Raw genomic sequence first — 20,663 nt, 5'->3', positions numbered from 1 at the left:
TATTAAATAACCTTTGAATGGTGTCACATAAATAGATTATTCAATTTGTCATGTCTGCGGCAATAAATACGATAAGACCTATTCGAGAAAGGTTATGTTTGATAATACCTTTTAGCTTGTAAGTTTAAGTATAAATGGAGTTGGTTATGACTAAACAACCACAAATCATCGCAATTGCTGGTGGCGGTTCTACATACACAGCAGGTATCGTTAAAGCGCTTCTTATGAAAGGTGACGAGTTCCCAATCGCTGAGATCCGCATGTACGACATCGACGCTGAGCGTCAAGATAACGTAGCGGTATTGGTAGACTATGTGGTTAAAACACATGCTCCAAATGTAAAGCTAACGGTAACCACTGAACCAGAAGTGGCGTTCTCTCACGCTGACTTCGTATTTGCTCAAATTCGTGTTGGCCAATACAAGATGCGTGAGTTTGATGAGAAGATCCCACTTCGTCACGGCTGTGTAGGTCAAGAGACCTGTGGTGCTGGTGGTCTGGCTTACGGTATGCGTACCATCTTCCCTATGATTGAACTGATTGATCATATGGAGCGTTTCTCAAAAGAAACTTGCTGGATGCTTAACTATTCTAACCCAGCAGCGATTGTGGCGGACGCGGTAAACCGTCTGCGCCCAGATGCACGTGTGCTGAATATCTGTGATATGCCAGTGGCAATCGAGCGCAACCTATCCAATATTCTTGAGGTGAACCGCTACGACCTAGACGTGGAGTACTTCGGTCTGAACCACTACGGCTGGTTTACCTCTATTAAGGTAAACGGCGAAGAGAAGATCCCGTTCCTGCGCAAGCACATCGCTAAGTTTGGTATGTTGACCGAGCAAGAAGTGGAAAATGCCTGTCACTCAGAGCCGTCTTGGATTAAGACCTTTAAGAATACTAAGCCACTGGTTCAGATGTTCCCTGAGTACATTCCAAACACCTATCTACAGTACTACCTAATGGCTGACGATATCGTGGCTCAGTCTAACCCGGAGCACACTCGTGCTAACGAGGTGATGGAAGGTCGCGAGAAGAAGATGTTCGAAGCAATCGAGCAGATCAAGGCTTCTGACGGTGATGTAGAAGGCAAGTTCCATGTGGGTGTTCACGGTGAGTTTATTGCGGATGTGGCTATGTCTATGGCCTATGACCTGCGTCAGAAGTGGCTAGTGATCATTCCAAACAACGGCATTATCAAAGGTTTGCCAGACGATGCCATGGTAGAGGTTCCTGCTCTACTAGGTAGAGACAAGGTGTATCCAATCCAAGTGGGTGAAGTGCCACACTTCTATCAAGGCATGCTGCAACAGCAATTGATGTCAGAAAAATGCTTGGTGGATGCGGCTATCGAAGGTTCGTACGACAAGGCACTGCAAGCCTTTACCCTAAGCAAGACAATTCCTTCAGCTAAGGTTGCGAAATCTATCCTCGATGAGATGATTGAAGCAAACAAGGATTACTGGCCAGAGCTGAAGTAATCGAGTTAAGACTATGAAATACAAACAAATTAAAGATCTAAACGCGTCAGCAGTCGGCTTCGGCTGCTGGGCAATCGGCGGGACTTGGAATAACGTCTCAGATGAAGAGTCTATCAAGTCCATCAAGGCGGCTATCGATACCGGTATCAACTTCTTTGATGTTGCTCCTGTGTACGGCAAGGGCCACGCAGAAACGGTTTTGGGACAGGCACTAAAAAACGAGTCTCGTGACAAGATCATCATAGCAACCAAGTGCGGTCTGCCGTGGTCGCAAGATGAGCGCAAAAAGACTCGCAAGGATCTTACTAAGGCGAGCATCTTTAAAGAGATCGACGACTCACTGATGCGTCTACAAACCGATTATGTGGACTTGTATCAGGTGCATTGGCCGGATCCAAACACGCCAATCTCTGAAACCGCTGAGGCGCTAGCTGAGTTGAAAAAGCAAGGCAAGATCCGTCATGTGGGTGTGTCTAACTACTCGCTAGATATGACTCGTCAGATGATGGAAGGGGTAGAGGTCGCTACCTTCCAAGGCCTGTACAACCTGCTTGAGCAGAACCCTGAGCACTACCACAACATTCCATTGCAGTACCGTGCTCGTGAAGAGGCTCTACCTTTCTGTAAAGCCAATGATATGAAGTACCTACCGTACTCGCCATTGATGCAGGGTCTGTTAACTGGAACCTTAAAGCGTTCAGGAAACTGGGATGAGAAGGATGATCGCCGTAATAACCCTAAACTTAACGGCGACGCCTTCGAACCCTATTTCAACTGTGTGGAAGAGTTAAAGCTTCTAGCCAAAGAAGCGAACATTCCGCTAGCGCATCTAGCTATCCACTGGTTGGTGGCGCAAGAGGAAGTGGGTCCAGTTATCGCAGGTGCCCATACCGTTGAGCAGGTGAATGACAACGCTGCCTTTGTCCAATCCTCTTCAAGCGCGGAACTGCTTGCGCGAGCTGAAGAGATAGTGAACAAGTGGAACCTAGTCTAATTTAGTTTTGCCTCCACATTGCCCTAGCTTTTGCTGGGGCTTTTTTGTTTTAGAGGCGGTTGAGTTTGTGTCGGTGCGTTAGAAGATCCCGGATATTTGCTATGCAAATTCCGCTGGGCCGGCATTCCGGGATGACGGAAGAGGTGTGTGTTTTATCGTAGGTTCTGGCTATTCACAGGTTAAACCTAGTATCCAAAGCTCCCATCCGTCCGACACTCAATCACCGTCATGCCGGAAAGTCTGAAAGACTTATCCGGTATCTTTCACCGAACACTTTTAATCATAAATAACAAAATATTATCAAAAATATAATAATCAATAATTTCATGTAATTCAGATTCCTCCATATACTCACCCCATCAAAACAAAACACCAAACAAACATAAGGGGCTGTGAGTCGCAAAGCGTCGGCAGACCTGGCTAAGAGGAAACGAATTATGAAAATGAATCACGTAGGTATCATGGTTGGCGACATGGACAAAGCGGTTGAGTTCTACACTCAAGCACTAGGTCTACGCGTTGTAATGAACAACACTAAAGTTGTTGAAGAGCGCGAATCTGCTATCGGTCGTATGTGTATCGCAGTATTCGGTGAAGGCTTCAAAGGCTTCAACATCGCTCACCTAGTAACTTCAGACGGTATCGGTGTTGAGCTATTCGAAATGGTTGACCGTGAAGAACGCCACAACGTTGATTTCTCTCGCCTAGGTATCTTCCACTTCTGTGTACAGCTACCAAAAGAGCAGTTCGCATCAGCAATCAAACGTGTAGAAGAGTTTGGCGGTAAAGTACGTATGGATATCCATCGTTACCACCCAGAAGATGACTCTAAGCAAGCACAAATGGTTTACCTAGAAGACCCGTTTGGCAACCTATTCGAATTCTACTCGCACTCTTACGAAGACACATACGCTTCAGACTACGAGTAATAGTCAGTAAAATATAAAAAGGGATTGGCTTCAGCCAATCCCTTTTTTGTGCCCGTTAGAAAAATATTTTAGATTCAATAAAGCAAAGAATAGAAACTGAATAAAAAACTATTTTCTAGAGAGGTCAATCACAAATAAACGCCTTATAACTTACTATTAATATAAGTTTACAAAAGTAAACTTAGAGAAAGTTAACGAAATTAAACTATTCCCTCTCCCCATTTGTGACCCCTATCTATTTATTCTTTTGATCCAGATCATTTCTTATCTCATGGCTATTTTATCCATTTAAAATCAATGCTTTACCATGTTTTGCATGATTTGGGCGCAGTATAAAAAGTGAGTAGTATTTTGTTGTCGAGTTAAGAAAAATAAACCCAAATATGAACGTGAATCAGGTGAAGTTTACAAAAGAAGACGCTCAACATCTTGAACATTATTTTCGAGTTGTTGACTCACTTGCGGATCTAATTGGTCCACATTGTGAAATATTGATTCACTCATTTGAGAGTCTAGAAAACTCGGTCGTTAAGATTGTAAATGGTCACCATACCGGACGAGAGATAGGTTCTCCTATTACTGACCTTGGTCTAAGGATGTGGCGCGAGTTTGAACGTACCGGCAATGTTTCGCCCAAGTGCTACTTCACTCAAGGGGAAGACGGTGCGTTGATGAAGTCCACCACTTGTATCCTCGCGGGCCCAGGGGGTAAAGCGATTGGCATGTTGTGTATAAATCTCAATTTGAACACGCCATTTCCAGACATTATCAAAACCATGATGCCAGATATGTCAGTGAATCGTGTTTTGGAGAATGAACACTTTAGTAAGAGTGCAGCAGAAGTAATTCATCAATCTTTGCAAAGTGCTATTAGCCAAGTGAATTCGGATCCAACGGTATCTCCTAAAGGTCGTAATAAAGCCATCACCAAGCTTCTTTTTGATAACGGGGTGTTTGAGTTGAAAGAGGCGACCACTGTGGTTGCAGATAACTTAGGGGTGACTCGTCAAGCAATCTACAAATTCGTCAGAGAATTCAAATCTGAATTAATAACAATATAAAACCTAATACTAAGGAAATAATGTGAAAAACCTAATAGCTACGCCTAAAGCACCGGCAGCAATCGGCCCTTATGCCCAGGGGACCACCTTTGCTGATTTGGTGATTACCTCTGGGCAACTGCCTCTCGACCCTGAAACAAATGCATTTGTTGAAGGAGGGATTAAAGAGCAAGCAAGACAATCTCTTTTAAACCTGAAACAAGTTTTAGAAGCTGGTGGCGCCCGTTTAGATTCTGTTTTAAAGACCACCTGTTTTCTTGCAGATATGGAAGATTTTGCTGCTTTCAATGAAGTTTATACCGAGGTTTTCGGTACTGAATTTCCACCTGCTCGTTCATGTGTTGAGGTATCCCGACTACCAAAAGACGCGCTTGTAGAAGTTGAAGCCCTTGCCGTGCGTGTATAACGCTTAGGAGAATCCTATGAGTTTTCAGTTTATTGTTTTAAGTATACTTTTCTTAGGCTTTTACGCTGTACTGGCAAACTTCAAGAAGCAGAAGAAATCATTTAACTACCGTGTATTGAGTGCTTTGGTATGCGGTTTGCTGTTTGGTGGTGCTATCCAGATGTCTCTGGGTGTGGACCACAGTGCAGTGGGTAGTTTTGCTGAGTTCATTTCCGTGTTCGGCAAAGGCTATATCAAGCTTCTACAGATGATTGTAATCCCACTAGTATTCGTGGCGATGGTCTCTTCTGTGATGAACGTGGATGGCCATGGCGCTCTGTCAAAGATCGCACCAAAGATCATTGGCCTTTTGATCTTCACTGTTGCTATCTCTGCAGTAATCGGTGTAGCGAGCATCTATATCTTCGGAATTGATGCGAATGCGATGGTAAGTACTATCGGTTCTAACAGTGCAATCGAAGCTCGTGGTGACCGCTTGATTTCGACACAAGAAACCATGTCGAATAATGGCTTGGCAGCACTAGCACTATCTATCATTCCGTCTAACGTGTTTGACATGCTTACTGGCTCTCAACGTACCTCAACATTGTCTACCGTTCTCTTCGGTATGTTCCTTGGCTACAGCATCCTGCAGGTTAAGAAGCGTCGTCCTGAAAAAGTACAAAACTTCGTTGATTTCATCAATTCAGCTAAAGAAGTTGTACTGTCGATGGTACGTGAAATCTTGAAGCTAACTCCTTACGGCGTATTTGCTCTCATGACCTCTTTCATGATGACTAACGATTTGTTTGCATTGGCTGAAATGGGTCGCTTCCTAGTTGCAAGCTACGTAGCTATCTTCGCGATGTATCTAGTACATATTGCAATGGTATCGCTAACAGGCTTGTCACCAATGAAGTTTGTGAAGAAGTCTTGGCCTGTACTTGTGTTCGGCTTTGGTTCTCGCTCAAGCATGGCAGCTATTCCACTGAACGTTGAAACTCAAAACCGTAGCCTAGGTGTTGATGAAGAAACTGCGAACATGTCTGCGACTTTCGGTACGAGTATTGGTCAGAACGGTTGTGCGGGTATCTATCCAGCGATGCTAGCTATCATGGCGGCACAAGTTATGGGTATTCCAGTTGACCTTGGCTTCATTCTTCAGTTGATTGCGGTAATTGCGATTGCATCTTTCGGTATCGCTGGTGTTGGTGGCGGTGCAACATTTGCCGCAGTAGCGGTACTAACCATCATGGGGTTGGATATTACTGTCGTGGCTATCCTGGTGTCTATCGAAGCATTGATTGATATGGCCCGTACAGCCCTTAACATTTCTGGCTCCATGCTATCGGGTGTTATGACAGCGAAGAGTAACGGCACGCTAGATAAAGAGCGTTACGACTCTGAACATATCCCAGAGTCTCGCGACCCAGAACAAGCGGTTGCTTAACCATTAAGAAGTAATTTTTAAGAGGGCTTCGGCCCTCTTTGTTAGTTAAGGTTTTAGAAATGAGAATTGTGGTAGTTGGCGGTAACGCAGCTGGAATGAGCTTTGCAGCAAAATATAAGCGTAACCAGCCGAGTGATGACGTGGTAGTTATTGAAAAGCGAGAGTACATCTCTTTCGGTGGCTGTGGTCTGCCTTACTTTGTTGGCGGTATGTTTGATGATACTGAGCGCATGATTTCACGTACTCCAGAGCAGGCAATCAAGTCTGGGCTGGATCTGCGCGTGAACAGCGAAGTTGTAGCAATCAATAACGCAGACAAAACCGTTGAGGTAGTGAAAAACGGCAATCGAGAAAGCGTGCAATATGACAAGCTCATTATCAGCACCGGCGCTCGCCCAATCGTGCCTAACTTTGGTGAGTGCAATCCTGAAGGTGTGTTCACTCTGACCTCTCAAGAAGATGGGCTAGCGCTCAAAGAAGCCTTTGCTAAGCCAAGCAACAAGCGTATCTGCGTGATTGGCGCAGGTTTTATCGGTCTTGAGGTTTTTGATGCGGCAGAGCACTTAGGCAAACAAGTGACAATTGTGGAGCGTGCCCCTCGTGTAATGAGTCGCCAATTTGGCGAAGATATGATTTCTGTTGTTGAAAGTGCAATTACGGAATCTGGCGCAGAGCTTAAAACCAATTGCAGTGTTGAACAGATCAGAGATGCTGAGAATGGCGGCTATGAGATAGTGACAGACCAAGGCTCATTGGAAGCAGATCTAATTGTATTGTCACTTGGCTTTAAGCCGAATACTGAGATGTTTGATCTAGAGAAGCATGCAACGGGTGCAATTAAGGTCAATGAGTTCGGCCAGACAAATGAACCCCACATTTATGCTGTAGGAGATTGTGCAGTAGCACATCATCTTTCTCTAGGAGAATCCGTTTATCTGCCATTAGCGACTACCGCTAACAAGCAAGCACGCATGATGGCTGACCATCTAGCTGGTAAAGATGTATTTTTAGAGGGCTTCTTAGGCTCTTCGTGCTTAAAGGTATTGGATTACGAGTTGGCTTGCACTGGAGTCACTGAATCTATGGCGATTGAGCACGGGATTGAGTATAAGACTTCAGTTATCTCTGATAAAAACCAAACTGATTACTACCCTGGTCAGGAAGACATCAAGATAAAGCTTATCTATCACCCTCACACGAAAGTGATTCTTGGTGGAGAGATAGTTGGTAAGAAGGGGGCTGTCAGTCGTGTTAACGCACTGGCCGTTGCTATTACCGCTAGGATGACAACTCAGCAACTGGGTTATCTAGATTTCTGCTATGCGCCACCATTTGCCCGCACTTGGGACGCGCTAAATGTTGCTGGGAATGTAGCTAAGTAGGGCTTCTGTTCGCTTATGCGATAAAAGGGATTAGCTGAGGCTAATCCCTTTTTTGCGCTCGTTATTTAGATGACCAAAGCACTGTTTTTCCATTGGCTAGTTTAGCCAGCATGGAACGAGCGGGAGTAGTGTTATCGCCCAAAGTAAATGCTTCTGCGGTAAAGTTGGCCGTGATAGTGCTGCCGTCGCTGAAACTGGTTTGCTGCACCTCACCGATTTTATCTAGCCATTTAAAACCAACTAGCTGTTTGTTCCAGAGCTGTTGGTGTATTGGTAGGTACCCATCTTGGTAATGCACTAGTGCCGCAATGCGTTTGCTCTTTGGTGAGCTTGCTTCATCAGTGGTGAGATGCACCATCGCTGGGATGTTGTAGAGCATTCCAATTAGGTCTCGCTCCACCTGCACATTACTAAACTTGAGGCTATCGCTGTGCCAGTGATGACTGTTGATCACCTCATCGTGAAAAACAGCTTGGTAGAGTGGAACGCGATACTTGGGATCAAACAGCAGATCTTTATAGGGCTGTTTTACCTTTGCCGGTTTAAAGAAGAAATCCGGCTTTTCATCGGGATACCAGCGTCCTAGGTAATAAGGTGAGTTTGGATTGGACTTCATATCCTTATCTGTCCAACCAAAGCCAACGGTCTCTAGTCCATGAGCAAACGAAATACCTGCGGTAGTTAAACTGTTACCATCTTCCGAGCCTACAATCAGGTGGTTGTCTTCGGCTATCCAACTTAGTCTTTGGTTATAGGCGTCGAGAACACTCTGCTCATTACTATCATCGCGATAGTCTTCGCGGGCCATACCTGTTGAATCCACGTCGATGAATAGGCTATTGAAATGGCCATATTGAACAATATCTTGGATTCGTTTTTGAACGTAGTCGAGATGGCAGTTTGGATTGAGATAGAAGCCATTTCCTCGAAAGCCTTTCTTCTTAGTCCCGTCAGCTTGCTCTATATAACAGTTGTCTCGCATAGCTTTTGGAAGTTGCGCGGTCAGCCAGGTATCGTTTTTTCCTCGTTCAATGGCTGTGTTGTATGAGTCGTAGGTAGCGACTAGATAACCTGCATTTTTTGCCATATCGACGGCTTCTGGTTGGTAGAATGCAGGCATCCAGTTATCAAAGCCTAGCCACAGTTTTTTTAGTCCTGCTTGCTGGAGGGTGTGAATCATCTGGGTTGAGATGGCTTGTCCCCACTGATTTGAAGGGCGCAGATATTTGCCTGCATGGGTTTCGAGCCATTGTTTTTGTTTCTGAGCAGAGTCGTATTGAGCCTTGATGGTGTTATCGGCAAGGCTTGGTGTTTGAGTTGGATACTTTTGCTTGAGAGAGCGATTAATCTCAGAAACCAATAGTCTCTTGTGATACTGAGCTAGCCAGTCTTTACCCTTTTTCAGGGGTTTAAGCTCCTTAGTCGCTTCGGCTGAAAGCTTGAGCCCAGACCCCTTGGTGTACCAAGTATTGAGTCCCCACCAATCAGCAACATCCATCGTACTTATCAAGCCAGTGCCAAACAGATAAACCTGACTCGCGCCTACCATCTTAGCCACTTCTGGGTTGAGCTTTTGTTTTTGCTCTAGGCTATGTGACTGTTTATGTTCGACTCGCCACTGGCGATAGGACCTAGCCCCACTGAGAGAATCCTTACCCAAGGTGATTTTGACCATAAAGGTTTGGCTTTGATTGAGAGATGTAAATTGGTGGTCTGCCCTCATATCTATTTTTTGTGAGGCAAAGTCAAAGCCGAGTTCATTGTTGGTGGGCGTAACCAATTGATAGTTAACAAATCTACCTCCTTGTTGTGCGCTCCAAAATGGCATCTTTAGGTCTTGAGTAGTATTCGAGCCTGAATACTCCTGCGGTAAGAATTGCCCCCATTGTTGGCTGTTAGTGGGTACTCGCATTCCTTCACTAAATGGCAGAAGTAGGGTTTGAGTTTTGTTCTCTGCAAGGTCGAACCAACTTAAGGTAACTGGTTGATTTCGCGTTATCTTTGCGTGACTAGAGGCATCGAAAGAGAGCAGCAGTTGGTCTTGATCTAAGCGTGCGACCGCTGATATCTGACTTGGAGATAGTACCCAACTTGCGGTTTTGTTGTTGGCTCTCAAGTTAGTAACTTTCTGTGGTTCGCCATTTACCCGCAAATTACCGCTATTGATCGCTAGTTTGTTCCATTCCACCTTTAGGCTTGCGGGAGAAATTCGAAGCGTATTTCCCTTGGAGGCAAGTGTGATGACGCTGGCATTGGCACATGAAGAGACTAAAGCTAAGACTAACAATGATTTAGATGGAGACAGGTGCATTGATTTGAGACATTTCATTAGGATTTGTCGCACCATACTGGAATTATCTACATGCCTAAATGAGTTCAATGTTAGGTTTTTATTTTGAAACTAACATCAGGGTTTCTACCAATGCTACCCCTGTTGCCATTAGTGCAAGTATCTTCCAGAACAACACCGGATTGCGTTTAATCAAAGGGCTTTCATCTTTTTCCTTTTGCAATACAGGATTGGGGATATAGAGATCGGCGATGAAGTCTCCCAATACTTGATAGCGCCTGTTGGGCAGATGATGAGTGGCTTTTCTAAATACCAGATCAACCCAAGTTGGGATGTCATCTCGGTAATCGGAGAGTGACCGATAAACCCACTTTGTATGCCTAGCAGCGTTGAGATTCTGGCTAGTGCTGGGTTTGTAAGGTAGCTCTCCGGTTAGCATTTCATAACCAATCACGGCCACAGAGAAAAGGTCTGATACTAGGTTAGCTTTGCCCGTGTTTAGGTATTCTGGCGCTATGTAGTTGACCGCTCCTAGTGGAACCGTATCTTGAGATTCAGGGCTTATTTCCTCGAGCCCTTTCACCTTAACCGCACCAAAGTCGATGATTTTCACTTCGCCGCTTGGGGTAATCATGATGTTTTCAGGCTTTAGGTCTCGGTGAACCATATCTGCACGCTGGAAAACTCGCAGAGCTTTTACGGTCTCATCTAAGATAGAACGAGCTTGTTGTAGGCTAGGTTTAGGGTTGTCGTACATCCATTGGCGAAGGGTCATGCCTTCGATGTGCTCGCAGATCTGGTAGACAAACTTGCTCTCTACAGGTGTCGGGTAGACCTTCATAACCCGTTTGTTCTTGAGTTGAGTGCCAACCCATTGCTCGTTGGCAAATCCTTTTAGGAATTCCAATTCATCTCGATATTGCTCCGACGGCGTTTTTAAGACGCGAATCTCACCACTAGTTTCATCAAGTACCTGATATACATGGCTTCTAGCACCTGCATGTAGGATCTTCAGAACCTTAAAATGATCCAACTTATGCCCTTCATCCAGTGCTGGAGGGATAGAACGAGAGAGCACTGAAAGCTGATGCTCAGGAAGCGATTGTGCTGGCAGTTCTAAGATATCTAAAACCAGTGCACTGAGGTTGTCTTCACTGCCTTTTTCAAGGGCACTTTGGCAAAGTTGGTCACTGAGTTGTTGCGAAGTTAGACTTGCGGAGGAAACCTGTGATGATACATCTAAGGTGTCGTGAACACCGTCTGTGGTGAGGATAAATCTATCGCCTTTTTTTAGGCTCAGCTGTTGATAATCCACATCCAGATTTGAATCCATGCCAAGGGCTCGGGTGAGATAAGCTTGCTTGGCAAGATTGACCCTTTGATGGTCCTTGGTGAGTAGTTCTAGCTCACCATCTCGCATTAGGTAGATTCGGGTATCGCCAACATGGAAGATATGGGCGGTGTTGGATTTAATGATCACACAGCTAAAGGTGGTGACTAGGCTGTTATGGGTAAGTGCTTGCTTACTCCCTTCTTCATAAAGCCAACTATTGATAGCGGTTAGTATCTTGCTGGCGGAGTGTTTGATGCTCCAACTGCTTGGGGTAGCGAAGTAGTCATTTACAAACTGCACCACAGCGGTGTGACTGGCTCTCTGGCTCTGGTCGCTGCAACTAACACCATCGGCAATACAGGCCACTATGCCTTTATGCGTGAGTTCTTGGTTGTTGTCCGGAACCTTAACCAAAATAGCGTCTTGGTTTTGCGCTCGTTTACCAGTGAGAGAAGCACCGCCGTGTTCTATTTTGAGAGTTGCGATTGGCATATTCACAGTAATACCTATAAACGAATGGAAGCCGAGCTAGCTCGGCTTCCAATACCTTTAGTTAGATACGTCAATCAAGGTAACGCTACCATCTTCATTAACCTCGGCAATCTTGCCGTTTGGTTCTTCCATGAATAGCAGGGTAGCAAAGCCAAGTACGGCGGTTGCTGCAATCACATAGAAGAAGGTTTGATAGTCAACGAAAGATAGAATAGTTAGGTAAGTTACCGCACCCACGTTACCGTAAGCACCTGTCATACCTGCAATCTGACCTGTCATACGGCGCTTGATAAGAGGTACTGTGGCAAATACTGCACCCTCACCAGCCTGCACGAAGAATGAACACACCATAGCGGCTACAACAGCTAGCCAGATTGGCCATTGGCTATCTACCTGACCCATTAGGAAGTAACCTACAGCAAGACCTGCAGTTAGAATTAGCAGGGTAGGCTTACGGCCAAACTTATCCGAGATCCAACCGCCACCTGGACGAGACATCAGGTTCATGAAGGCGTAGGCAGAAGCCACCATACCAGCTAGAACCGGCGTCAGCTCAAAGGTCTCAGAGAAGAACAGAGGCAACATCGAAACAACAGCAAGCTCAGAACCGAAAGTGGCGAAGTAAAGGACGTTAAGAACTGCAACTTGCTTGAATTTATACTGATGGATCTCCTCAACAGGCTCTTTGAAAATGTTCTTGTTTACCTTCCATACTTGGCTAGCTTCAAGAAGATATAGAGCCACTAGGCCGCCATAGATAGAGTTAACTACTAAGTCAGACAGCATACCGATACCGCTTGATGACAGTTTCCATGCCAGTAGACCCAATACCGCATACATAGGGATCTTCATCAGTAGCAGGAAGTAAAAATCACCCTTTGAGGTTACTTCCATCGCAGAAAGGTGCTTAGGTCTGAAATAGGTTGAGCCCTTTGGTGTATCGGATACGTTCTTGTAGAAGACGAACGAGAACAGCAAGCTAATAAGACCGGTAGAAGCGATAGCGTAACGCCAGCCCTCGTCACCACCAAATAGCAGAGCCACTGTTGGTAGAGTAAAGGCTGCAGCTGCCGAACCAAAGTTACCCCAGCCGCCATAGATACCTTCAGCGGTACCTAGCTCGTTGTGCGGGAACCACTCAGATACCAGACGGATACCCACTACGAAGCCCGCGCCAATGAAACCTAGCATGAAGCGCGCAATAGCGGCCTGCATGAAGGAGTCGGCAAAGGCAAACATAAAGCAGGGAATGGAGCAGACAGCGAGCAGTGCTGAGTAGACCAATCTAGGCCCGAATCTGTCGGTAAGCATACCTATGATGACGCGCGCAGGTATGGTAAGCGCCACGTTCAGGATCAAAAGGGTTTTTACTTCTTGAGTGGAGAGGCCTAGGGTCTCTTTTACCATCTGTAGTAGCGGTGCAAAGTTAAACCAAACCACAAAGGTAATAAAAAAAGCAATCCAGCTTAGGTGCAAGATTTTCATCTTGCCGGTAAATGACATTAGTGAGAACTTCGTATTTTCCATGGTGTTAATCCTTTTACTTTAGTTCTAAATTCTTAAATCGACACCTGTATCTCGCCCTCATGGGCGCGCACAGGGTAGGTCTTAATTTGTTGTTTGGGCTCCTCTAAACAGGCTCCGGTTTGCAGATGAAAATGCTGCTTATAAAGAGGGGAGGCCACATAGGGTTCACCCTCGATAGAGCCGATAATTCCTCGGGAGAGCACATTGGCTTTGCCGATTGGGTCAAAATTGGCCACGGCGTATAGGCTGTCAGTACGGGCGCAGTTGAAGATGGCAACTTGCTGGTCTTCAACGAGGGCGCATACGCCTATGTTCGGAGTTAGGTCGGTTACCCGACAAACGGTTTGCCAGTTGGTCATGGGCTTCTCCTTAGCTATTCGTCATTTGACGTAAGTTCCAATACTGGGATTCTTTCTTCAGCGCTTGGCTCGAATGATTTCGGGATCTTCTGTTCACGCATCGAGATAAACTTGAGCTTCTCGTCCCTTTGGTCACTGTTGATGAAGTGGCTGAATCGCTTGAGTTTTTCCGGAGACTCTATGGTGGTCTTCCATTCGCATTGGTATTTGGCGATGTTGCTCGCCATCTCTTTCTCAAGCTCTTCACACACACCTAGCTTGTCTTCAATCACTACCTGTTTGAGGTAGTCCAACCCACCCTCTAGGTTTTCCATCCAAACCGAGGTGCGTTGTAAGCGATCGGCAGTGCGGATGTAGAACATCAAGATGCGGTCGATGTATTTGATGAGTGTGATGTCGTCTAGGTCGGTGGCGAACAAGTCTGCATGGCGTGGGCGCATACCACCGTTACCACAGACATAAAGGTTCCAACCGTTTTCGGTGGCGATGACGCCAATATCTTTTGACTGGGCTTCCGCACATTCTCGGGTACAGCCAGATACGGCAAACTTCAGTTTGTGTGGAGCGCGAAGGCCCTTGTAGCGGTTCTCGATATCGATAGCGAAGCTGACACTGTCACCCACACCATAACGACACCATGTGCTACCCACGCAGGACTTCACAGTACGCACTGATTTGCCGTAGGCGTGTCCGGTCTCAAAGCCTGCATCCACCAGTTTTTTCCAGATGATTGGCAGGTCATTGAGTTGGGCGCCGAATAGGTCGATACGTTGACCTCCGGTGATCTTGGTGTAGAGATCGTATTCTTTGGCTATCTCACCCAAGACAATCAATTTTTCAGGTGTGATTTCACCGCCAGCGACGCGTGGCACGACCGAGTAGGTGCCGTCCTTTTGCATGTTGCCAAGGTAGATATCGTTGGTGTCCTGAAGCTCCATATGCTCGTCTTGCAAGATGTAGTCGTTCCAGAACGAGGCGAGTATCGAACCTACCGCAGGTTTACATACAGTGCAGCCAAGGCCGGTGCCATATTTCTCTAATAGCTCGTCGAAGGTTTTGATCTGGTTGATACGAACAATGTCACTCAGCTCTTGGCGCGAATAAGCAAAATGCTCACAAAGGTTGTTGTTTACCTCAACGCCTAGGCTAAGGAGTTCGCTATCTAGCACTTGCTTGGCAAGAGCTGAGCAGCCTCCACAACCAGTTGAGGCGTTGGTGGTCTCTTTAAGCTCAGCCATTGTGGTACAGCCAGAAGCGACTGCTTGTTTGATATCGCCTTTCGAGACATCAAAGCATGAGCAGATCACGGCACTATCTGGCAGGGCGTCCACACCCATAGCGGAAGACTCGTCGTCCGCCACATTAGGCAGGATTAAAACCGATGGGTTCTCTGGAAGTGGCATGTCATTCTGCTTGAGTTGAAGTAGCGTGCCATAAGCATCAGCATCACCCACCAATACAGCACCGACTATCTTTTTGCCATCTTCTGAAACGATAAGGCGTTTGTAGACCTGCTCAATTTCATCGCTGTAGGTGTAGGATTGCGCACCCTCAGTTCGGCCATGCACCTCTCCAATACTGGCGACATCTACGCCAAGAAGTTTCAGCTTGGTGCTCATATCTGGGCGAGTGAACTGGATAGGGGTTTCATCTTGTAGAAGATGACTCGCCGCTACTTTTGCCATCTGATAGCCTGGTGCTACAAGGCCAAAGATTTGTCCTTCCCATAGGGCACATTCACCAATAGCGTACACATCCTCTAGGCTGGTTTGGCAGTGGTCATTGACTGCGATACCGCCGCGCTCTCCAAGCTTGATCTCGGTTTCCCGCGCCAGTTCATCTTGAGGTCTGATACCAGCAGAAAAGACGATCATGTCGGTCTCTAGATGGGTGCCGTCGGCAAAGTTCATGCGATAGCGAGCGCTTTCACCCTCTACGATCTCTGTGGTCGCTTTCTCGGTATGCACGGATACGCCCATCGCCTCAATCTTGCGTCTTAGCAGTGCGCCGCCACCCTCTTCAAGCTGTACTGCCATTAGTCGAGGCGCAAACTCCACCACATGAGTCTCGAGGCCGAGGTTCTTAATCGCGTTTGCCGCTTCCAAGCCCAGTAGGCCGCCACCTACAACCACGCCACTCTTGCTCTGTTTGCTCGAAGCTTGGATAGCATCTAGGTCTTCTAGAGTTCGATAAACAAAGCAGTGCTCTTGATCGTTGCCAGGGATAGGCGGCACGAAAGGATAGGAGCCAGTAGCAAGCACCAGCTTGTCATACGCCTCCACTCGGCCGCTTTCGGTAACTACCGTTTTGGCAGTTGTATCTAGACTTGTAACCTTGTCGCTCAGAATATAATTAATGCCATTCTCTTCGTAATAAGGTGCACTGGTTAGCGACAAGTCATCAGCAGTTTTACCCGTGAAGTAGGAGGTCAATTGCACCCTGTCATAGGCAAGGCGAGGCTCTTCAGAGAAGGTGATGATCTCAAGATCATCTCGCTTACTAGCAATGAGGGTATCGATAAATTTGTGGCCAACCATTCCGTTTCCGACCACTAGGATTCGTTGTTTACTCATGTCTCTATTCCTTGATTTATGCCGTTAACTTAAATGTGCTGTCTGCGGTATGTCGCTCTGAAAGTTGCTCCAGCCACTGCATTTGGTTAGCTATGGTGACGACCTCGCCTACCACGATAAGAGCGGGTGATTTGATCTGGTTGTGCTGTTTAAGAGCGGTGAGTTCGTGCAGTTGCCCTGTGAAGATGCGTTGCTCTGGAGTGCAGCCATTTTCAATGATGGCGACTGGCGTTGCGGCATCCATACCTGCCTGACTAAGTTCGCTAGTGATAAGTTCTGTCTTGGTTAAGCCCATATAGATCACTAGCGTCTGGTTGAGTTCTGCCAGTGCTTTCCAGTTGATTGAGAGTGCTTTATCGCTGTGGGCGGTAATGAAGGTACAGCCCTGAGCCACACCACGATGGGTAAGGGGAAGGTTGGCGTAACTGGTACAGCCTGAAGCAGCGGTGATGCCTGGAATCACATCCACAGATATGTTTTTCTGAGCCATCAGCAACATCTCTTCACCACCACGTCCAAATACAAATGAGTCGCCGCCTTTTACGCGGCACACATTGGTGCCAGAGAGTGCTAAATCTAGAAGAAGTTGGTTGATTTCATCTTGGGTTGAGCTGTGCGCACCTTTGGATTTACCAACGAAGAGGCAGCGTGCTTTTTCAGGGAAAAGCGCTCTGATTTCTTGGCTAACTAGGTTATCGAAAACGATGCACTCTGCCTGTTCAATCGCTCTTAGTGCTTTAACAGTCAGAAGGTCTGGATCGCCAGGTCCTGCACCTACCAGTGTTACCCTTCCTGGGCTCTTTTTTGAGAATCTTATCTTCATACCTGAATCCCGTACTTTTGAACTCGTACATGGATTCACCCCAGCAATATGAATGCCACTTTTTTATTTTTCTAAGAAATTAATTTTAAAATTCCATTAAAAACAATGGTTTAGTTGTGGGGTTTAAGATGTAGTGTTTTGGATTAGTACAGTTTCAAAACTGATTTTTGCTTAAAAATGAACCTTGGTGGTGCAATTGGGCTCACATTAGTGCAAATGGGGTTGTTTAGGGGGTTGTTTGGGTATAAATCTGCATACCACTTTAGGGTTAGTCTTGTTTTTAAGTGTTTGTTTTTTATTAATTTAAAAATGATTATTTATTGCTAGTGGTATTTGGTGCGAACTTTGCAATGTATCGCTTATAAGTTAGAAATGGAGCGATACTATGGTGCAGGACAACCAAGGTTGGATCAAGACAACATGTGCATATTGTGGAGTGGGCTGTGGAGTGGAGGCTAGACCCAAATCAAGCGGTGAGCTCGAGGTTCGAGGAGACAAAGATCACCCTTCAAACTTCGGTAAGCTTTGCACCAAAGGTATAGCGCTGGGCGATACGGTAATCCATGACGGTCGCCTATTGGCGCCCACTAAGAAGCAACAAGGCAAAGCTGAAACTGTCAGTTGGGACGAAGCACTTAACTTAACCGCAAACAAGTTCTCGGAAGCGATCGAAAAATATGGACCTGACTCTGTGGCGTTTTATGTCTCAGGACAACTGCTGACGGAAGACTATTATGTGGCGAACAAACTTATCAAAGGTTTTATGGGAACCAGCAATATAGACAGCAATTCTCGCCTTTGCATGGCCTCGTCTGTGGTTGGTCATAAGCGCGCTTTTGGCACGGATACCGTACCGGTTTGCTATGAAGATATAGAGCAGGCTGAGCTGGTGATTTTAGTCGGCTCTAACCTTGCTTGGTGTCACCCTGTGCTGTTTCAGCGTCTACGGGCAGCCAAACAAGATAATCCAGATCTCAAGGTAGTGGTTATAGACCCAAGGGTTACCGAGACATGCTCTATTGCTGATGAACATCTGGCTATCAACTCTGGCTCCGATGTCGCTCTGTTTAATGGTCTATTGGCCAATCTGACTACCAATGGATACCTAGATGCCGAGTATATAGAAGCAAACACCAATGGCTTTGAAGATGCGCTGCAGTCGGCTTTGCTTGAGTCCGAGGTCGAGCATAAAACCGGTTTGACGGCATCTCAGCTTGCTCGCTTTTACTCTGACTTCGCAACCACGGATAAAGTGGTCACTGTCTATTCCCAAGGTGTGAACCAATCCAGCCAGGGCTCGGACAAGGTTAATAGCATCCTCAACTGTCACTTGGCGACCGGTAAGATAGGCAAGGTGGGATGTGGTCCTTTCTCAGTAACGGGCCAGCCTAACGCCATGGGTGGCAGAGAGGTAGGCGCATTGGCCAATACACTTACCGCTCACATGGAATATGACAACCCACAACACTTGCGGGCTATCAGTGACTTTTGGGGCACCGAAAACCTTGCCAGCAAGCCGGGACTGAAGGCCATAGATATGTTCGATGCCATGCTTGAGGGGAAGATCAAAGCCGTGTGGATAATGGCCACCAACCCTATGGTGAGCTTGCCAGACAGCGCCAAGATTGAAGCCGCTCTCAAGGCTTGCCCTTTTGTGGTGGTATCTGATTGTATTGCCGATACCGCAACCACGAGAATGGCGGATTTACTGTTGCCTGCGCAAGGCTGGAGCGAGAAATCTGGCACCGTCACCAATTCAGAGCGTCGTATTTCGAGACAGCGACGCGTTCTGCCAAGCCCAGGAATGGCAAAACCGGACTGGTGGATAGTGTCTCAGGTAGGGCAACGAATGGGGTTTGGTGAGGCATTTGATTACCTGCATGAGGGGGAGATATTCCGTGAGTACGCCAAGCTCACCACCCTTGAAAACAGCAATGGCGAGCGAGACCTCAACCTGATTGGTCTCACCAAGTTAGACGATCAAGGCTATAGCAAACTCAGCCCTCAACAGTGGCCTGTCTTAGAGGTACAAAAAGAACTGACTCATCAGCGATTCTTCTCTGATGGTCGCTTTTTCACTCAAGACAAAAAAGCGAACTTCATTGCGGTAACCCATAGCGAGCCACTTAGCCAAGTGTCTGAAGCGTTTCCTCTACTGCTAAACAGTGGGCGCACCCGCGATCACTGGCACACCATGACCCGTACCGGCCTCTCGGCTAGGCTCGCAGAACATCAAGCTGAACCCTTTGTGCTAATCCATCCGCAAACCGCCAAAGAATATGGTGTTAAATTCAACCAGATAGTCGCTGTAAGTAACCAGCAGGGCAAGTGCTTGGTGAGAGCACAGATAAGCTTAGAGATGATGCCAAAACAGCTGTTTATTCCTATCCATTGGAATGAGTCTACAGCCAAACAAAGCAAGCCATGCTCTCTTATTATTCCCAACAGTGATGAGTTTTCTGGGCAACCAGAATTCAAACATACACCAGTCACTCTTGAGCCTGTAATGCATCAAAGCTCAGCTCTTTTCTTTACTCGCATACCGATAGAGCTTGATGAGTGTGATTATTGGGCAAGACAGAAGATTGAAAAGGGGTATCTGTATCGTATTGAATCGAAGCTCGCTCCCTATGAGTTGTCGCAAGTGCTGAAGAGTAAGTTGTCTGAGAAGGGGCTGATAGTGAGTTATGAGGGAGATGAGGAGTATCGATATCAAAACGTTGTGGACGAGAGAATTAATCAAGCTGTATATGTGCAAACACTAAATAGAGAGTTTGATGTTGAGAGCATGAAGTCTGAATTTAATAAATATCTAGTGGCCACTGAATCTGTTTAGGCGTATTTATTGCGACTCAGTTGAATATTTATCTGAATAATCTTTCTCAATTACTTCATAACTTAATTTAGGTAAAATACTCTAATTACTGAATATAGATATTAGAGAAATAAGATGGAAGGAACAGTAGTCGAGTGGAATGATGAGAGAGGTTATGGGTTTATCTCCTCACCAATAAGTCATCAAAGACTGTTCTTTCATATCTCATCAGTAAATGGCGGTAGACGCCCCAGTGTGAACGATGAGGTAGAGTTTGCAATTGGCCAGGACAGGCGCGGTGATGCGTGCGCTGTGGATGTAAGGTTGGCTGAAGTTCTAACTGTGAGCTTTTCTTTTCCTCTGGTGTTTGCTCTTACTTTCCTTGTCGGTCTTGCCAGTTCCTACTTCATTTTTGATGTAGATGTATTGTTTGTGGCAGCTTATTTCGGAATGAGCTTTTTTACCTTCATGTTATATGCAATAGACAAGAATGCAGCTGAAAATAATGAGTGGCGAACTCCAGAATCAACGTTGCATTTATTCGCTCTTATTTGTGGTTGGCCTGGTGCATTAATTGCTCAACAGATACTAAGGCACAAATCAGTAAAGCAGCCTTTTAAAGCGATACTTTGGCTAACCATTATTTTGAATAGCGCGGTTTTCTTATCACTACTTACCCCGCAGGGTTTGAGTTGTTTCGACCACTTTGTTTACAAGTTAGGTCTTTTAGTGGATGCAATTAGGAGCACTATTTAGACCTTCTAAGTCG

Annotated in this window: 15 protein-coding genes; 9 read left to right on the top strand and 6 right to left on the bottom strand. The window is 46.1% G+C overall.

What is annotated here, in order from left to right:
• Positions 1 to 146: 146 nt before the first annotated feature.
• The 7 genes from Pcarn_RS15235 (at position 147) to Pcarn_RS15205 (ending at position 7,682) form a co-directional block, all read left to right on the top strand.
• Positions 147 to 1,481, top strand: coding sequence for a 6-phospho-alpha-glucosidase (locus Pcarn_RS15235; protein WP_261836775.1), 1,335 nt, complete (start codon positions 147 to 149; stop codon positions 1,479 to 1,481).
• Positions 1,482 to 1,494: 13 nt separating this feature from the next.
• A complete protein-coding gene (locus tag Pcarn_RS15230) occupies positions 1,495 to 2,475 on the top strand; it encodes an aldo/keto reductase (RefSeq protein ID WP_261836774.1) in 981 nt (326 codons plus the stop codon).
• 437 nt (positions 2,476 to 2,912) lie between these two features.
• Positions 2,913 to 3,404, top strand: coding sequence for a VOC family protein (locus Pcarn_RS15225; RefSeq protein WP_261836773.1), 492 nt, complete (start codon positions 2,913 to 2,915; stop codon positions 3,402 to 3,404).
• A gap of 383 nt (positions 3,405 to 3,787) precedes the next feature.
• Positions 3,788 to 4,465, top strand: a complete 678-nt coding sequence (locus tag Pcarn_RS15220) for a helix-turn-helix transcriptional regulator (protein ID WP_261836772.1) — start codon at positions 3,788 to 3,790, stop codon at positions 4,463 to 4,465.
• 22 nt (positions 4,466 to 4,487) lie between these two features.
• Positions 4,488 to 4,871, top strand: a complete 384-nt coding sequence (locus tag Pcarn_RS15215) for a RidA family protein (RefSeq protein ID WP_261836771.1) — start codon at positions 4,488 to 4,490, stop codon at positions 4,869 to 4,871.
• 16 nt (positions 4,872 to 4,887) lie between these two features.
• On the top strand, positions 4,888 to 6,300 hold the full coding sequence (locus tag Pcarn_RS15210; protein ID WP_261836770.1) for a cation:dicarboxylate symporter family transporter: 1,413 nt from the start codon (positions 4,888 to 4,890) through the stop codon (positions 6,298 to 6,300).
• A 59-nt stretch (positions 6,301 to 6,359) separates the two neighbouring features.
• Complete coding sequence (locus Pcarn_RS15205) at positions 6,360 to 7,682, top strand: CoA-disulfide reductase (protein WP_261836769.1); 1,323 nt, start codon at positions 6,360 to 6,362, stop codon at positions 7,680 to 7,682.
• A 61-nt stretch (positions 7,683 to 7,743) separates the two neighbouring features.
• Here Pcarn_RS15205 and Pcarn_RS15200 read toward each other — a convergent pair whose 3' ends face one another.
• The 6 genes from Pcarn_RS15200 to cobA form a co-directional block, all read right to left on the bottom strand.
• Positions 7,744 to 10,011: a glycoside hydrolase gene (locus Pcarn_RS15200; protein WP_261836768.1), complete on the bottom strand. Its 2,268-nt coding sequence runs from the start codon at positions 10,009 to 10,011 to the stop codon at positions 7,744 to 7,746.
• Between the two features lie 61 nt (positions 10,012 to 10,072).
• Positions 10,073 to 11,797, bottom strand: coding sequence for a bifunctional protein-serine/threonine kinase/phosphatase (locus tag Pcarn_RS15195; protein WP_261837344.1), 1,725 nt, complete (start codon positions 11,795 to 11,797; stop codon positions 10,073 to 10,075).
• A gap of 57 nt (positions 11,798 to 11,854) precedes the next feature.
• The gene (locus Pcarn_RS15190; RefSeq protein ID WP_261836767.1) at positions 11,855 to 13,324 is read right to left on the bottom strand and encodes a NarK family nitrate/nitrite MFS transporter; all 1,470 of its coding nucleotides are present in this window, start codon (positions 13,322 to 13,324) and stop codon (positions 11,855 to 11,857) included.
• A gap of 32 nt (positions 13,325 to 13,356) precedes the next feature.
• Positions 13,357 to 13,683, bottom strand: coding sequence for a nitrite reductase small subunit NirD (gene nirD / locus Pcarn_RS15185; protein WP_261836766.1), 327 nt, complete (start codon positions 13,681 to 13,683; stop codon positions 13,357 to 13,359).
• Positions 13,684 to 13,697: 14 nt separating this feature from the next.
• Entirely contained in the window at positions 13,698 to 16,256 is a 2,559-nt protein-coding gene (gene nirB, locus Pcarn_RS15180) for a nitrite reductase large subunit NirB (protein ID WP_261836765.1), read from the bottom strand.
• 16 nt (positions 16,257 to 16,272) lie between these two features.
• Positions 16,273 to 17,079, bottom strand: a complete 807-nt coding sequence (gene cobA, locus Pcarn_RS15175; RefSeq protein WP_261836764.1) for a uroporphyrinogen-III C-methyltransferase — start codon at positions 17,077 to 17,079, stop codon at positions 16,273 to 16,275.
• A 385-nt stretch (positions 17,080 to 17,464) separates the two neighbouring features.
• On the opposite strand from cobA, the gene Pcarn_RS15170 reads away from it, so the two are divergent.
• Together Pcarn_RS15170 and Pcarn_RS15165 are read left to right on the top strand one after the other, a co-directional pair.
• Positions 17,465 to 19,915: a molybdopterin oxidoreductase family protein gene (locus Pcarn_RS15170; protein WP_261836763.1), complete on the top strand. Its 2,451-nt coding sequence runs from the start codon at positions 17,465 to 17,467 to the stop codon at positions 19,913 to 19,915.
• Positions 19,916 to 20,029: 114 nt separating this feature from the next.
• Positions 20,030 to 20,650 (top strand): cold shock and DUF1294 domain-containing protein, encoded by a 621-nt coding sequence (locus Pcarn_RS15165; RefSeq protein WP_261836762.1) that lies wholly within the window; start codon positions 20,030 to 20,032, stop codon positions 20,648 to 20,650.
• The last annotated feature ends 13 nt before the right edge of the window (positions 20,651 to 20,663 follow it).

The organism is Vibrio ishigakensis, from assembly GCF_024347675.1.
GTDB classification, from domain to species: Bacteria; Pseudomonadota; Gammaproteobacteria; order Enterobacterales; family Vibrionaceae; genus Vibrio; species Vibrio ishigakensis.
Note: the sequence above shows the minus strand (reverse complement) of the source record. Positions and strands in the feature narration are given on the sequence as shown.

Excerpts from the sequence above, each read along its gene's own strand:
- Pcarn_RS15235 (WP_261836775.1), top strand. The coding sequence starts at position 147 with ATGACTAAACAACCACAAATCATCGCAATTGCTGGTGGCGGTTCTACA.
- Pcarn_RS15230 (WP_261836774.1), top strand. The coding sequence starts at position 1,495 with ATGAAATACAAACAAATTAAAGATCTAAACGCGTCAGCAGTCGGCTTC.
- Pcarn_RS15225 (WP_261836773.1), top strand. The coding sequence starts at position 2,913 with ATGAAAATGAATCACGTAGGTATCATGGTTGGCGACATGGACAAAGCG.
- Pcarn_RS15220 (WP_261836772.1), top strand. The coding sequence starts at position 3,788 with ATGAACGTGAATCAGGTGAAGTTTACAAAAGAAGACGCTCAACATCTT.
- Pcarn_RS15210 (WP_261836770.1), top strand. The coding sequence starts at position 4,888 with ATGAGTTTTCAGTTTATTGTTTTAAGTATACTTTTCTTAGGCTTTTAC.
- Pcarn_RS15205 (WP_261836769.1), top strand. The coding sequence starts at position 6,360 with ATGAGAATTGTGGTAGTTGGCGGTAACGCAGCTGGAATGAGCTTTGCA.
- Pcarn_RS15200 (WP_261836768.1), bottom strand. The coding sequence starts at position 10,011 with ATGAAATGTCTCAAATCAATGCACCTGTCTCCATCTAAATCATTGTTA.
- Pcarn_RS15195 (WP_261837344.1), bottom strand. The coding sequence starts at position 11,797 with ATGCCAATCGCAACTCTCAAAATAGAACACGGCGGTGCTTCTCTCACT.
- Pcarn_RS15190 (WP_261836767.1), bottom strand. The coding sequence starts at position 13,324 with ATGGAAAATACGAAGTTCTCACTAATGTCATTTACCGGCAAGATGAAA.
- nirD (WP_261836766.1), bottom strand. The coding sequence starts at position 13,683 with ATGACCAACTGGCAAACCGTTTGTCGGGTAACCGACCTAACTCCGAAC.
- nirB (WP_261836765.1), bottom strand. The coding sequence starts at position 16,256 with ATGAGTAAACAACGAATCCTAGTGGTCGGAAACGGAATGGTTGGCCAC.
- cobA (WP_261836764.1), bottom strand. The coding sequence starts at position 17,079 with ATGAAGATAAGATTCTCAAAAAAGAGCCCAGGAAGGGTAACACTGGTA.
- Pcarn_RS15170 (WP_261836763.1), top strand. The coding sequence starts at position 17,465 with ATGGTGCAGGACAACCAAGGTTGGATCAAGACAACATGTGCATATTGT.
- Pcarn_RS15165 (WP_261836762.1), top strand. The coding sequence starts at position 20,030 with ATGGAAGGAACAGTAGTCGAGTGGAATGATGAGAGAGGTTATGGGTTT.